Source organism: Staphylococcus sp. 231237_7MaSpsaltlick, assembly GCF_043107035.1.
Genome location: NZ_JBICNX010000022.1, coordinates 14,857 through 30,146, shown reverse-complemented (window position 1 = coordinate 30,146; position 15,290 = coordinate 14,857). Strand labels below are relative to the sequence as shown.

The 15,290-nt window shown below is 34.0% G+C and carries 13 protein-coding genes; 12 read left to right on the top strand and 1 reads right to left on the bottom strand.

Annotated elements, in window-relative coordinates; all coding sequences use genetic code 11:
• Window positions 1–84: 84 nt before the first annotated feature.
• A complete protein-coding gene (gene rny, locus ACF91D_RS24810; RefSeq protein WP_107512619.1) occupies window positions 85–1,644 on the top strand; it encodes a ribonuclease Y in 1,560 nt (519 codons plus the stop codon).
• 193 nt (window positions 1,645–1,837) lie between these two features.
• Here the strand turns inward: rny and ACF91D_RS24805 are convergent, their stop codons facing one another.
• The gene (locus tag ACF91D_RS24805; RefSeq protein ID WP_042738823.1) at window positions 1,838–2,053 is read right to left on the bottom strand and encodes a hypothetical protein; all 216 of its coding nucleotides are present in this window, start codon (window positions 2,051–2,053) and stop codon (window positions 1,838–1,840) included.
• A 161-nt stretch (window positions 2,054–2,214) separates the two neighbouring features.
• Here ACF91D_RS24805 and ACF91D_RS24800 point away from each other — a divergent pair, with 161 nt between their 5' ends.
• From ACF91D_RS24800 to ACF91D_RS24750, 11 genes are all read left to right on the top strand, one after another.
• Entirely contained in the window at window positions 2,215–3,003 is a 789-nt protein-coding gene (locus ACF91D_RS24800) for a TIGR00282 family metallophosphoesterase (protein WP_107526715.1), read from the top strand.
• A gap of 114 nt (window positions 3,004–3,117) precedes the next feature.
• On the top strand, window positions 3,118–4,878 hold the full coding sequence (locus ACF91D_RS24795) for a 2-oxoacid:acceptor oxidoreductase subunit alpha (protein ID WP_392437879.1): 1,761 nt from the start codon (window positions 3,118–3,120) through the stop codon (window positions 4,876–4,878).
• On the top strand, window positions 4,879–5,745 hold the full coding sequence (locus ACF91D_RS24790) for a 2-oxoacid:ferredoxin oxidoreductase subunit beta (protein WP_042738820.1): 867 nt from the start codon (window positions 4,879–4,881) through the stop codon (window positions 5,743–5,745).
• A gap of 108 nt (window positions 5,746–5,853) precedes the next feature.
• A complete protein-coding gene (locus tag ACF91D_RS24785; RefSeq protein WP_107526713.1) occupies window positions 5,854–6,483 on the top strand; it encodes a poly-gamma-glutamate hydrolase family protein in 630 nt (209 codons plus the stop codon).
• Window positions 6,484–6,608: 125 nt separating this feature from the next.
• Window positions 6,609–6,905, top strand: a complete 297-nt coding sequence (locus ACF91D_RS24780) for a thiamine-binding protein (RefSeq protein WP_042738818.1) — start codon at window positions 6,609–6,611, stop codon at window positions 6,903–6,905.
• A 192-nt stretch (window positions 6,906–7,097) separates the two neighbouring features.
• Window positions 7,098–8,639: a tRNA (N6-isopentenyl adenosine(37)-C2)-methylthiotransferase MiaB gene (gene miaB / locus ACF91D_RS24775; protein WP_042738817.1), complete on the top strand. Its 1,542-nt coding sequence runs from the start codon at window positions 7,098–7,100 to the stop codon at window positions 8,637–8,639.
• Window positions 8,639–9,004, top strand: coding sequence for a YlbF/YmcA family competence regulator (locus tag ACF91D_RS24770; protein ID WP_042738816.1), 366 nt, complete (start codon window positions 8,639–8,641; stop codon window positions 9,002–9,004). The genes miaB and ACF91D_RS24770 overlap by 1 nt, the downstream gene beginning before the upstream one ends.
• A 29-nt stretch (window positions 9,005–9,033) precedes the next feature.
• A complete protein-coding gene (gene thiW, locus ACF91D_RS24765; RefSeq protein WP_042738815.1) occupies window positions 9,034–9,531 on the top strand; it encodes an energy coupling factor transporter S component ThiW in 498 nt (165 codons plus the stop codon).
• 396 nt (window positions 9,532–9,927) lie between these two features.
• Complete coding sequence (gene mutS, locus ACF91D_RS24760; protein WP_107526712.1) at window positions 9,928–12,636, top strand: DNA mismatch repair protein MutS; 2,709 nt, start codon at window positions 9,928–9,930, stop codon at window positions 12,634–12,636.
• A 12-nt stretch (window positions 12,637–12,648) separates the two neighbouring features.
• Entirely contained in the window at window positions 12,649–14,727 is a 2,079-nt protein-coding gene (gene mutL / locus ACF91D_RS24755; protein WP_107526711.1) for a DNA mismatch repair endonuclease MutL, read from the top strand.
• A gap of 12 nt (window positions 14,728–14,739) precedes the next feature.
• Window positions 14,740–15,273, top strand: coding sequence for a glycerol-3-phosphate responsive antiterminator (locus ACF91D_RS24750; protein WP_042738812.1), 534 nt, complete (start codon window positions 14,740–14,742; stop codon window positions 15,271–15,273).
• Window positions 15,274–15,290: the final 17 nt, after the last annotated feature.

The window sequence follows — 15,290 nt, the reverse complement described above, 5'->3', positions numbered from 1 at the left end:
CATTGTATGATTCTTATATAACTTCATATAATCATATTGAATTTGATATACAGAGCAAAATCCTAGAAAAAAGGGGGTGTTTGTGTGAATTTATTAGGCCTCCTACTCGTTTTGCTAGGTATTATTCTCGGAGTTGTTGTAGGGTATATTATAGCCCGTAATTTATTGCATCAAAAGCAATTACAAGCAAGACAAACTGCCGAAGATATTGTCGAACAAGGTAAAAAAGAAGCAGATAATATCAAGAAGGAAAAGCTCCTTGAAGCTAAAGAAGAAAATCAAATCTTAAAAGAACAAAGTGAAAATGAACTTCGTGAAAGACGTGGTGATCTTCAAAGGCAAGAAGCCCGACTTCTTCAAAAAGAAGAAAACTTAGAGCGAAAATCTGATCTATTAGACAAAAAAGATGAGATTTTAGAGCAAAAAGAATCTAAACTTGAAGAAAGACAACAACAAGTAGATGCAAAAGAGAGTAGTGTTCAAACGTTAATAAATAAGCATGAACAAGAATTAGAACGCATCTCTGGTCTCTCTCAAGAAGAAGCAGCACAAGAACAACTTCAAAGAGTAGAAGATGAATTGTCACAAGATATTGCAATACTTGTTAAGGAAAAAGAGAAAGAAGCAAAAGAAGCAGTCGATAAAAATGCTAAAGAACTATTAGCAACAACTGTTCAACGTTTAGCTGCGGAACATACTTCCGAGTCAACAGTATCAGTTGTTAATTTACCGAATGATGAAATGAAAGGTCGAATCATTGGTCGTGAAGGAAGGAATATCAGAACGTTAGAAACGTTAACTGGTATTGACTTAATTATAGATGACACGCCAGAGGCAGTTATACTTTCTGGTTTTGACCCAATTAGACGTGAAATTGCTAGAACAGCATTAGTAAATCTTGTTTCAGATGGACGTATCCATCCTGGAAGAATTGAAGATATGGTAGATAAAGCTCGAAAAGAAGTAGACGATATTATTAGAGATGCTGGGGAACAAGCTACATTTGAAATAAATGTACATAATATGCATCCAGATTTAGTAAAAATCTTAGGTCGTTTACAGTATCGTACAAGCTATGGACAAAATGTACTAAAACATTCAGTTGAAGTTGCTCATTTAGCAGGTATGCTAGCAGCAGAATTGGGTGAAGATGTTACATTAGCTAAACGTGCTGGTCTACTTCATGACGTTGGTAAAGCGATTGACCATGAAGTTGAAGGTAGCCATGTTGAAATAGGAGTTGAATTAGCTAAGAAATATGCTGAAAGTGAAACAGTTATTAATGCAATTCATTCCCACCATGGTGATGTTGAACCTACTTCAATAATTTCTATTTTGGTTGCAGCAGCGGATGCATTATCTGCCGCTAGACCTGGAGCTCGTAAAGAGACATTAGAAAATTATATAAGAAGATTAGAAAGACTTGAAACATTATCAGAAAGTTATGATGGTGTTGAAAAAGCATTTGCTATCCAAGCTGGTAGAGAGATTCGAGTTATTGTATCACCAGATACTATCGACGACTTAAAATCACACCGCTTAGCAAGAGATATTAAAAACCAAATTGAAGATGAACTTCAATATCCTGGTCATATAAAAGTGACAGTTGTTCGAGAGACTAGAGCAATTGAATATGCAAAATAACGTTCTAGATATTTAATGAAATTCTAGAACTAAGTTAAAGCCTATCCATAATTTTGGATAGGCTTTAACTTTTTATAATGTTAGACATTATGAAAAACAATAAAAGCTATCCTCAATTATTTGAGGATAGCTTTTATTGTTGAAGTATAGCTTGGTTATAAATAAATTATCTTCAATTAGCAATTAATAAGTACTAAGTTAATTCTAAATCTGCTGCTTTAATTTCTTTTAAAACTTCAGCTGTGTCGTAACAGTTTGTTGAAATGTTAGAATGTCTTTCGGCTAATCGATAGGCATTTACATAGAGTTCTAAACTGTCTTTAGCGATATCTTCTGGATTGTCACTTTTTGATGGATTTGCTGTAACTACTAAGTCAGCAAATTTTTGTGGATCAATATTTATTGACATTTATAAATTACAACTCCTATATCTAGTTAAATTAATGTTACAGTACATTGTTTACCACGTCATATCACTTTAAAACTTAGAAATTTGAATATATTTTTCACATTCACTTTTCATAATAAAAAAATTACATTAAACTATCAGTAAGAGAGGATGAACTGTTAATGAGAATACTTTTTATTGGGGATATTGTTGGTAAGGTAGGAAGAGATGCTATTAAAACATATTTACCGAAGTTAAAGCAAACACATCGCCCAACGGTTACAATAGTGAATGCAGAAAATGCTGCACACGGAAAAGGTTTAACCGAGAAAATTTATAAAGAACTGCTAAGAGAAGGCGTAGATTTCATGACAATGGGTAATCACACCTATGGTCAAAGACAAATTTATGATTTTATAGATGATGCTAAGCGTATGGTACGCCCAGCTAACTTCCCGGATGCAGCGCCCGGTGTCGGTATGCGATTCATTCAAATAAATGAGTTGAAATTAGCAATAATTAACTTACAAGGTCGTGCATTTATGCAAGATATTGATGATCCGTTTACCAAAGCAGATGAATTAATTGCACAAGCGAAACAAGAAACAGATTATATCTTTGTAGATTTTCATGCAGAAACAACATCTGAGAAAAATGCTATGGGCTGGTATTTAGATAACAGAGCAAGTGCAGTTGTTGGTACACATACACATATACAGACTTCTGACGAGAGAATTTTGCCTGGAGGTACAGGATACATTACTGATGTTGGAATGACGGGATATTATGATGGCATTTTAGGAATTAATCGCACTGAAGTGATCAATCGATTTTTAACGAGTCTACCACAACGACATGTTGTACCTGATGAAGGTAGAAGTGTGTTGTCTGGTGTTATTATCGACTTAAATAAAGAAGGTAAAACGACACATATTGAACGCGTATTAATTAATGATGATCACCCTTTTTAAGCTATCGTCCATTAGTATGATTTTTAAAATGTTCCACTCTTTACATAGTAAAAGGGTGGTTCATTTTGATATGATGAAAGATGAATTATTAATACCACTAGGAGGCAAGATGATATGAAATCACAAGTATCATGGAAAGTGGGCGGTCAACAAGGTGAAGGTATAGAATCGACTGGGGAAATCTTCGCTACTGCTATGAACCGTAAAGGATACTACTTATATGGCTATCGTCATTTTTCAAGTAGAATTAAAGGCGGCCACACAAATAATAAAATAAGAGTATCAACAAGACCTGTACATGCAATTAGTGACGATCTAGATATATTAGTTGCATTTGATCAAGAAACGATTGAATTAAATCATCATGAGATGAGATCAGATAGTGTCATTATCGCTGATAGTAAGGCGAAACCACAAAAGCCTGAAGATTGTAAAGCTGAGATGATAGATTTACCATTAACTGCAACTGCCAAGGAATTAGGTACGGCTCTAATGAAAAATATGGTTGCGATAGGTGCAACGTGTGCAGTTATGGATTTAGAATTAAGTGATTTCGAGAGTTTAATCACGAACATGTTTACGAAAAAAGGTGAAAAAGTAGTTGAAATGAATATCGAAGCCTTAAAAGAAGGCTATCGATTGATGAGCGAACAACTTGAACATATCACTGGAGACTTTGTATTAGAACCTACAAACCATAATCCTCATTTATATATGATTGGTAATGATGCAATAGGTTTAGGCGCATTATCAGCTGGTTCTAGATTTATGGCTGCATATCCAATCACACCTGCTTCTGAAATTATGGAGTATATGATTGAGAATTTACCAAAAGTAGGCGGAACTGTAGTACAAACAGAGGATGAGATTGCAGCAGCAAATATGGCTATCGGTTCAAACTATGCGGGAGTTCGTGCATTTACGGCAAGTGCAGGACCTGGACTGTCGTTGATGATGGAAGCAATCGGTCTTTCTGGAATGACAGAAACGCCATTTGTTGTGATTAATACACAACGTGGAGGACCTTCAACTGGTTTGCCAACGAAGCAAGAGCAATCAGACTTAATGCAGATGATTTATGGTACACATGGCGATATACCTAAGATTGTTGTAGCACCTACAGATGCTGAAGATGCATTTTACCTAACTATGGAGGCCTTTAATTTAGCTGAGATGTACCAATGTCCGGTTATTGTATTAAGTGATTTACAATTATCTTTAGGTAAACAAACTGTCGATCAATTGGACTATAATCGCATTGAGATTAAACGTGGCGCAATTGTCCAGTCTGATATTGAAAGAGAAGAAGATGACAAATCTTATTTCAAGCGTTATGCACTTACGGAATCAGGTGTATCACCAAGACCGTTACCAGGAGTTAAAGGTGGTATTCATCATGTGACTGGTGTTGAACACAATGAAGAAGGTAAGCCAAGTGAAGCAGCAGATAATCGTAATCAACAAATGGATAAGCGTATGCGCAAAGTTGAACATTTATTAATTAATGAACCCGTTGAAGCGGATGTTGTTCATGATACTGCAGATATATTATATATTGGATTTATCTCAACTAAAGGTGCCATTCAAGAAGGTAAGGATAGACTAGAAGAACAAGGTGTAAAAGTGAATCATGTTCAAATTAGACAATTACATCCATTCCCTAAAGAAACACTACAGCAAGAAATAGACAAAGTGTCGAAAGTTGTAGTAGTTGAACATAATTACCAAGGCCAACTAGCAAATATTATAAAAATGAATGTAAATTTAGGCGATAAATTAATTAATCAGACTAAATATGATGGCACGCCATTTTTACCTAAAGAAATAGAACAAAAAGGATTAGAAATTGCCGAAGATTTAAAGGAGTTGGTGTAAGTGGCAACATTTAAAGATTTCAGAAATAATGTTAAACCCAATTGGTGTCCGGGATGTGGAGATTTCTCTGTTCAAGCTGCTATTCAAAAGGCAGCAGCTAATGTAGGTTTGGAGCCTGAAGAAGTAGCTATTATCACTGGTATAGGTTGTTCTGGACGCTTATCAGGATACATTAATTCCTATGGTGTGCATGGAATTCATGGTAGAGCCTTACCGCTTGCACAAGGTGTTAAAATGGCTAATAAAGATTTAACAGTTATCGCTTCAGGTGGTGATGGAGACGGTTACGCCATCGGTATGGGACACACAATACATGCCTTACGTAGAAATATGAATATGACATATATTGTAATGGATAATCAAATTTATGGTCTGACTAAAGGCCAAACATCGCCATCTTCAGCGCAAGGCTTTGTAACGAAATCAACACCAAAAGGGAATATAGAACAAAATGTAGCGCCATTAGAACTTGCTTTGTCATCTGGAGCTACGTTTGTTGCCCAAGGTTTCTCTAGTGATATTAAAGCACTGACGAAAATGATTGAAGATGCAATAAATCATGATGGCTTTTCATTTGTTAATGTTTTCTCACCATGCGTAACTTATAATAAAGTGAACACATATGATTGGTTTAAGGAAAACTTAACTGATATCGCTGACATAGATGGATATGATTTTACTGATAAAACAATGGCAACACAAAAGGTGTTAGAATACAATTCACTAGTTAAGGGGATTGTCTATCAAGACACAGATACGCCATCATTTGAGTCTCAAATTGATGAAATGTCTAATGAAGCATTAGCAAAACAAGATATTCATTTGGATGAAACTCAATTTAATGAATTAACGAAACAATTTGTGTAATCGAAGGACTTTTAAATATTTTTATAGCTGATATAATTCAAGTGTCAAAGATACTGTGTTATATCAGCTTTTTTTAGTAAATATGGAAATTAAAATAAGGAGTATATGATGGTAGATAAATATAGGACTATGGGAGAATTATTAACCAAAACTAAGCAAGGTGATGATTGGGATATCGTAACAAGAGAGGCAACAAAACCAGTTATTATAACTGCAGTGCATGGAGGGGCTATCGAACGTGGGACTTCAGAATTGGCTGATTGCCTAAGTGATTTAGGTGATTATAAATATTACACATTTAAAGGTGTTAGAAAAAACAAAAACCATGAATTACATGTAACTTCACGTCACTTTGACGAACCAAAATTACATCGAATGATTGAGGATAGTCAATTTGCAGTTTCAATACATGGTTGCATGGGCAATAAGTCAGAAGTTTATATTGGTGGACGTGACCTAGAATTAATTGCGGCCATCAAAAGTGAATTAGCAGACATTAATATTATAGTGAAAGATGCACCAAGTCATATATCTGGATTCCATAGAGATAACTTTGTTAACTGTTGTAAGCGGGAGGCAGGCGTGCAACTTGAATTGACAGTTGCATTGAGAAAAAGCCTGTTTAAAAATCGTAAATTCACTTTATCAGCGCGGGAAGATAAAAATAATTGGGATGATTTGATGTATCAATTCTCGGAGGCAATACATAACGCGTTGACACGTTGTAAAGTAAGTTAAGTACCATCATTCAAATGTATACTGTGAATATGTCAGTTGAAAAAGCTAACGATTACTATTTATTTGATGAATAATTTGTTAAAATAAAATGAATTGATATTCCGAATGAAGGGCTAGTGATAGATATGCATGATACATTAATGAGCGTTCAAATTATTCCAAAGACACCAAACGGTGAAGACGTGATTCCATATGTTGATGAAGCGATTAAAGTGATTGATGATTCTGGGTTAGCATATCGTGTAGGACCTTTAGAAACAACAGTACAAGGCGAGATGAATGAGTGCCTCATTTTAATTCAAAAGTTAAATGAACGTATGGTCGAATTAGAAGTACCTAGCACCATTTGTCAGGTTAAATTTTATCATGTTCCAGAAGGTATAACGATTGAAACTTTAACTGGTAAATATGATGAATTATAGTGCTTAACCGATTCAACTTAATGTTGTTGGATCGGTTTGTTATCTTAAACGGCATTTTGCACTTTAGTGCTAAATTTAATATAATGAAGAGATGATTATATATTGAACTTAGAACGGTAATGCAATGAGTAGCATTGTTGGTTAATTTTAATTTTGTTCTTAGTTTATATGATATAGAGAGGATTTTGTAAAGTGAATGAAGAACAAAGAAAAAGTACTTCGATAGATATTTTAGCTGAACGTGATAAAAAAGCTAAAGACTATAGTAAGTATTTCGAGCATGTATATCAGCCGCCAAGTTTAAAAGAGGCACGTAAACGTGGGAAAGAAGAAATTAATTATAATAGAGACTTTCAAATAGATGAAAAATATCGCAATATGGGTCAAGGAAAGACATTCTTGATTAAAACATATGGTTGCCAAATGAACGCACATGATACAGAGGTTATGGCGGGTATTTTAGAGGCATTGGGTTATAAACCAATCGAAGATATTAATAAAGCAGATGTGATTTTAATAAATACTTGTGCTATTCGTGAAAATGCTGAAAATAGAGTGTTTAGCGAAATCGGAAACTTAAAGCATTTGAAAAAGGAAAAGCCTGAAACGGTAATTGGTGTTTGTGGCTGTATGTCACAAGAAGAATCAGTAGTGAATAAAATATTGAAGTCATATCAAAATGTAGATATGATTTTTGGTACCCATAATATTCATCGCTTACCTGAAATATTAGAGGAAGCATATTTATCGAAAGCAATGGTGGTAGAAGTATGGTCTAAAGAAGGCGATGTCATTGAAAATCTACCGAAAGTACGTGAAGGTAATATTAAGGCATGGGTTAATATCATGTATGGCTGTGATAAATTTTGTACATATTGTATAGTGCCATTTACGCGAGGTAAAGAGCGTAGTAGAAGACCCGAAGATATTATCGAAGAAGTGCGTGGTCTTGCACGAGAAGGTTATCAAGAAATCACGCTACTAGGTCAGAATGTAAACTCATATGGTAAGGACATTGATGGCTTAGAATATGGATTAGGGGATTTACTAGAGGATATTTCACGTATTGATATTCCACGAGTAAGATTTACTACGAGTCATCCGTGGGATTTTACAGATCGTATGATTGAAGTTATTGCAAATGGTGGTAACATCGTGCCACATATTCATTTACCAGTGCAATCAGGAAATAATGCAGTGTTGAAAATAATGGGACGTAAATACACACGTGAAAGTTATTTAGATTTAGTCGATAGAATTAAAACACAGATACCAAATGTAGCATTAACTACAGATATTATCGTGGGTTATCCAAACGAAACAGAAGCTCAATTTGAAGAAACATTAACATTATATGATGAAGTTGAATTTGAGCACGCGTATACTTATATTTATTCACAAAGAGATGGTACACCTGCTGCTAAAATGCAAGATAATGTACCGATGGATGTAAAGAAAGATAGACTACAACGTTTAAATCAGAAAGTATCACAGTATTCTGAAGCGGCAATGAAACCATACGAAGGCCAAACAGTAGAGGTATTGTGTGAAGGTGCAAGTAAAAAGGATGATACTGTATTAGCAGGTTATACTGCTAAGAATAAATTAGTTAACTTTAAAGCGCCAAAGGACATGATAGGTAAAATAGTTGAAGTTCAAATCGATGAAGCGAAGCAGTATTCACTGAATGGTACATTTATTCGTGAAAGTGGAAAAGCTGTGGTGACACCTTAATGTATAATAAAGATGAAATTTTAGCTGAAGCTGATAGAATAAGTGAGCATATTAAAGACTTAGATATCGTAAAGGAATATCATCGTGTAGAGCAACAAATTCATAATAATAAACAAATTGAACAGAAAATGAAAGATTTAAAAAAGAATCAAAAACAATCTGTCAATTTACAAAATTATGGAAAGACGGAAGCATTGAAACAATCTGAAGGAAAGATTCAAGAAATTGAACAAAATATTAACATTTTGCCAATTGTTGAAGAATTTAAAGAGTCTCAAGCAGAGGCGAATGATTTACTACAAATGTTAATCAGTACAATGTCAGATCGACTAAATGAACATAACGAAGACAATAACAATACGTAATTGTATTTTTCAGGAAAGGGGAGCGATGAATGAAGACACAAAAATTGACGTTAACTGCTATATTAATTGCGCTCAATGTCGTATTAAGTAGTATTATTGTCATTCCTTTGGGGCCGGTAAAGGCAGCGCCAATACAACATTTAGTAAACGTGTTATGTGCAGTATTAGTAGGACCATGGTTTGGTTTAGCACAAGCCTTTATTTCATCAGTAATTCGCATTATTTTTGGTACAGGTAGTTTCTTTGCCTTTCCTGGAAGTATGGTTGGTGTATTGCTTGCTAGTGCCTTTTATCATTATCGTAAACATATCTTTATGGCTGCGGTGGGTGAAGTAATTGGTACTGGAATCATTGGTAGTGTAATGTGTATTCCACTAGCAGCTATTTTAGGATTTGCTGATTTTGCAGTTAAACCATTGATGCTTATGTTTTTAGTATCTAGTATAATTGGTGCAATTATCAGTTATATCATTTTAATGATTTTAAAGAAAAAAGGGATATTAAAGAAATTTTTCAATAAAGATTAACTAAGATTGAGATTTAAAATAACTGTGTTTTTCACTTTAAGTATCTGTATTTTTGGACGCTTGAAGTGGACATAAACGTTATTTTATCTCAATCTTTTTTATATTGTCTAGCTGGAAAGCCATAATTTAAAATTTCATAATTATGTGAATGCAACCATTTTTTATTAAATGAGCGTAGTAATAAAAGTTATGTTAAAATTTAAGAGTTAAAAGGATAAATAAAGTACGTTAGAAATATAGCTAAAAATCATATATAGCTATTGTCCACAAGTGAGTAAACGCAATTGTACTGACATTCATATTTAGTTCTATAGTTGAACAATGTGAAGTGTTTTATGCGTATAACAATAAAATGAACAAACAAAAGAATTTGTAGAAGGATAGTGAAGTAACAATATGACGAACCAAACGCCAATGATGCAACAATATTTGAAAATAAAATCTGAATATCAAGATTGTTTATTATTTTTTAGATTAGGCGATTTCTATGAAATGTTCTTTGAAGACGCAAAAGAAGCGTCTAGAGTATTAGAAATAACATTAACTAAACGCGATGCTAAAAAAGAGAATCCGATTCCAATGTGTGGTGTACCATATCATTCTGCTGATGGTTATATCGAAACTTTAATAAATAATGGTTATAAAGTCGCTATTTGTGAACAAATGGAAGATCCTAAGCAGACAAAGGGCATGGTTCACCGTGATGTAGTACGCATCGTGACGCCCGGTACGGTTATGGATCAAGGCGGAGTAGATGAAAAGCAAAATAATTATATTTTGAGCTTTATTAAACTAGAAGGCATCTATGCATTAAGCTATTGTGATGTTTCAACTGGGGAACTAAAAGTTACACACTTTGAAGACGAAGCAACATTAATCAATGAAATTACGACTATTAATCCTAATGAGATTGTTGTAAATCAAAAACTGGATCCAGAATTACGTCGCCAAATCAGCTTGACAACGGAAACAATTACATTAAGAGAAGCAATTTCTGATGCACAGTATGCTGTTAATGAAATGACAGAACGACATTTGTTTAATGCTACACAATTATTGCTAGACTATATTCACCATACACAAAAAAGAGATTTATCCCATATTGAGACAGTCATTAAGTATGAAGCCGTAGATTTTATGAAAATGGATTTTTATGCTAAAAGAAACCTTGAGTTAACAGAAAGCATTAGATTGAAATCCAAAAAAGGAACGTTACTATGGTTAATGGATGAAACAAAGACGCCAATGGGAGCACGAAGATTAAAGCAATGGATAGATAGACCTTTAATTCATCAACAAAACATTGAAAATAGATTGAATATCGTTGAACAATTTATCAATCATTTTATCGAACGTGATACACTCAGAAATTATTTGAATCAAGTCTATGATATAGAACGATTAGTAGGCCGCGTGAGCTATGGCAATGTAAATGCACGTGATTTAATTCAACTCAAACATTCTATTTCTGAAATACCTAATATCAAAACATTAATAACTGGTTTAAATGATAACTTAGCCACACAATTCCAAGCTTTAGAACCACTAGATGAATTGCTGGCATTACTCGATGATAGTCTTGTAGAAGAACCACCTATTTCTATCAAAGATGGTGGGTTATTTAAAGCAGGTTTTAATCAAGATTTAGATAGTTATCAATCAGCGTCAAAAAATGGTAAAACATGGTTAGCTGAATTACAAACTAAAGAAAGACAACGTACTGGAATTAAATCACTAAAAATAAGTTTCAATAAAGTTTTTGGTTATTTCATAGAAATTACACGTGCCAATTTACAAGGTTTTGATCCTAATGCTTTCGGCTATCAACGCAAACAAACCTTATCTAATGCAGAGCGTTTTATTACTGACGAATTGAAAGAAAAAGAAGATATTATTCTAGGGGCAGAAGATAAAGCAATTGAATTAGAGTATCAATTATTTGTGCAATTAAGAGAACAAGTGAAACGTTATACTGAAAGATTACAACGTCAAGCTAAAATCATTTCAGAAATTGATTGTCTCCAAAGCTTTGCAGAAATTGCCCAAAAATATAACTATACTCGACCGCACTTTAGTGAAGATAAGACACTTGAATTAACAAATTCACGTCATCCAGTTGTGGAACGTGTTATGGATTATAATGATTATGTACCAAATGATTGTGAATTAAATGAAGCGGCGTATATATATTTAATTACTGGACCAAATATGTCCGGTAAATCGACCTATATGCGACAAGTAGCAATTATAAGTATAATGGCACAAATGGGTGCTTATGTACCTTGTGATCAAGCTGTCCTACCTATTTTCGACCAAATATTTACTCGAATTGGTGCAGCAGATGATTTGGTTTCTGGGAAAAGTACCTTTATGGTAGAAATGTTAGAAGCACAAAAAGCTTTAGCTCATGCAACAGCAGATAGTTTAATTATTTTTGATGAAATTGGTCGTGGAACATCAACTTATGATGGTTTAGCATTAGCACAAGCTATGATTGAATATGTGGCAAATACCTCACATGCAAAAACATTATTCTCGACGCATTATCATGAATTAACTGCGCTTGATCAAACTTTACCTTGTTTGAAAAATGTGCATGTAGCTGCCAATGAATATAAAGGTGAGTTAATCTTCTTACATAAAGTTAAAGAAGGTGCTGTAGACGATAGTTATGGTATTCAAGTTGCTAAATTGGCTAATCTACCAGATGCAGTAATTTCTAGGGCGCAAGTTATTTTAGATGCATTTGAAAAAAGTGACCAACTGCACGATAACCAAGTTGTAGTGAATAAGGTGGAAGTGTCAGATGAATCTTCACAAAGCGCAGATGATGCGACAAATCAAGATTCAATGGAAACTGTGTCATCAGATCAATCTCACGCTATTTTCGAAACAAATGTGTCGAAGCAACACCCAGAGGATGACATAGCGAGAGATAATAAAGCTGATGCCACACAACAATTTGAACAGGCGGCATTTGAACTATTTGATGCACCAGTTGAACAAAGTGAGATTGAACAAGAGATAAAAGCACTAAACTTATCAAATATGACGCCTATTGACGCTTTAGTTAAACTAAGTGAATTACAAAAACAGTTAAAGTAGAGGTGAAGTCAAATGGGTAAAATTAAGGAATTACAGACATCGTTAGCAAATAAAATTGCAGCCGGAGAAGTGGTAGAACGACCAGGTTCTGTTGTAAAGGAATTACTTGAAAATGCAATCGATGCCCAAGCGACTGAAATCAATATTGAAGTTGAGCAATCTGGAGTCGCTTCAATTCGAGTAGTAGACAATGGTACTGGTATTGAGGCAGATGATTTCGATTTAGTATTTCATCGTCATGCTACGAGTAAATTAGACGACGATGAAGATTTATTCCATATACGTACATTAGGATTTAGAGGTGAGGCATTAGCAAGTATATCCTCTGTTGCGAAAGTAACGTTAAAATCATGTACCGATAATGCAGAAGGTCAGGAAATTTATGTTGAAAATGGAGCCATCTTAGAACAGAAACCTGCAAAAGCAAAACGAGGTACTGATATTTTAGTTGAATCACTTTTCTATAATACGCCGGCACGTTTAAAATATATTAAAAGTTTATATACAGAGCTAGGTAAAATTACTGATATCGTAAATAGAATGGCAATGAGTCACCCTGATATTAGAATTTCATTAGTATCAGACGGCAAGACGATTATTAAAACTAATGGTTCTGGAAGAACAAATGAAGTCATGGCTGAAATCTATGGTATGAAAGTTGCCAAAGATTTGGTTCAAATTACCGGGGATACGAGTGATTATCATATTGAAGGATTTGTAGCTAAACCAGAACATTCTAGAAGTAATAAACACTATATTTCCATTTTTATAAACGGAAGGTATATAAAGAATTTTTTATTAAATAAAGCAATTGTAGAAGGATATCACACGCTTTTAACAATTGGCCGTTATCCTATCTGTTACATTAACATTGAAATGGATCCTATTTTAGTTGATGTTAACGTGCATCCGACAAAATTAGAGGTAAGATTATCTAAAGAGGATCAATTGTATGCACTCATTGTTGAAAAGATACGAGAGGCATTTAAGGATCGCATTTTAATACCGAAAAACGATATGACGAAATTCACTAAAAAAAATAAGGTATTAAGTCAGTTTGAACAACAAAAAATGGATTTTGAACAAAGACAACAACGCCATCTTACAAACAATCCACAGTCTACTACGAATGTCAGTGGCAATGAAAATCACACCCAATCACACCCAGATGAATCAATTGTAGATCAACAGAGCACAGCAAATATTGAACATGATGAGCAAGCAATAACAAAAGATGATTTATATTCTACGCACAATAATGATTCAATGATTGGACAGCAACAGTATCAATCAGGATATGCTCAGTATGACAGTTATAATCATGCCGAAGATATCGTAGATTCAGATTATATTCGAAGTCAAAGAGATGTGCTCAATGCAATGGATAATACAGATGAGGAGAAGGCTGTTGATTATTCAGATACAGAACAGCAAACATATAGAGAAAGTACTACAACTGCTGAAGAACATCAGGATATAAAAGGGAGTGTTAGTGAGACACCAAGTCGTCGTGTTCCATACATGGAAATTGTTGGTCAGGTACATGGGACATATATTATTGCTCAAAATGAAAATGGTATGTTTATGATAGATCAACATGCTGCACAAGAACGTATTAAATACGAATATTTTAGAGATAAAATTGGAGAAGTGACAAATGAAGTTCAAAACTTACTGATTCCATTAACTTTCCATTTTTCAAAAGATGAACTAATGATTATTGATCAACATAAAGATGAACTAGAGAAAGTAGGCGTCCACCTCGAACCTTTCGGAGGCCATGATTATATTGTTGATAGTTATCCTGTTTGGTTCCCACCAGAAGAAGCAGAAGAAATTATAAAAGATATGATTGAATATGTATTAGAGCATAAAACAGTTTCAGTGAAAAAAATACGTGAAGAAGCAGCCATCATGATGAGTTGTAAAAAATCAATCAAAGCAAATCATTACTTAAAAAATAATGAAATGGCAGATTTAGTTAACCAACTTAGAGAAACAGAAGATCCATTTACTTGTCCACATGGACGCCCGATTATTATTAATTTTTCAAACTATGAAATAGAACGATTATTCAAAAGGATTATGTAGGAGGTTAGTGGCTTGAAACCACATATTTTACCAGCAATTCGTTCGATGAAAGATTTAGAAAAGCTGACAAAAACAGATTATAAAGAATGTGTATTGTTAGATACGCATATTGGTCATTTGAAGAGTATTATGGATCTATTGAAAAAGAATAAAATTGAAACTTATATCCATATTGATTTAATCAAAGGTATGAGTCATGATGAATTTGCATGTGAATATTTAATCCAGCATTATCATCCGAAAGGTATTGTATCTACCAAGACAAAGGTAATTAATAAGGCCAAAGCATTAAATACTACAACTGTATTTAGAGTGTTTATACTAGATAGTCAAGCATTATCGAGAAGTATTGATTTGATTAAGCGCGTTGAACCTGATTATGTTGAGGTCTTACCTGGAGTTGCCACCAAAGCAATTCAAATTATTAACGAAGAAACGAATACACAAGTCATTGCGGGTGGATTAATTAACGATGTAGATGAGGTTAATGTTGCAGTGGAGCACGGTGCTAAATATATTACAACGAGTGATAGAGATTTATGGTAGTTATAGATATATTAAAA

Coding starts and splice junctions, on each gene's coding strand:
- mutL (WP_107526711.1), top strand. CDS start 12,649: ATGGGTAAAATTAAGGAATTACAGACATCGTTAGCAAATAAAATTGCA.
- ACF91D_RS24795 (WP_392437879.1), top strand. CDS start 3,118: ATGAAATCACAAGTATCATGGAAAGTGGGCGGTCAACAAGGTGAAGGT.
- ACF91D_RS24800 (WP_107526715.1), top strand. CDS start 2,215: ATGAGAATACTTTTTATTGGGGATATTGTTGGTAAGGTAGGAAGAGAT.
- thiW (WP_042738815.1), top strand. CDS start 9,034: ATGAAGACACAAAAATTGACGTTAACTGCTATATTAATTGCGCTCAAT.
- ACF91D_RS24785 (WP_107526713.1), top strand. CDS start 5,854: ATGGTAGATAAATATAGGACTATGGGAGAATTATTAACCAAAACTAAG.
- mutS (WP_107526712.1), top strand. CDS start 9,928: ATGACGAACCAAACGCCAATGATGCAACAATATTTGAAAATAAAATCT.
- ACF91D_RS24805 (WP_042738823.1), bottom strand. CDS start 2,053: ATGTCAATAAATATTGATCCACAAAAATTTGCTGACTTAGTAGTTACA.
- ACF91D_RS24770 (WP_042738816.1), top strand. CDS start 8,639: ATGTATAATAAAGATGAAATTTTAGCTGAAGCTGATAGAATAAGTGAG.
- ACF91D_RS24780 (WP_042738818.1), top strand. CDS start 6,609: ATGCATGATACATTAATGAGCGTTCAAATTATTCCAAAGACACCAAAC.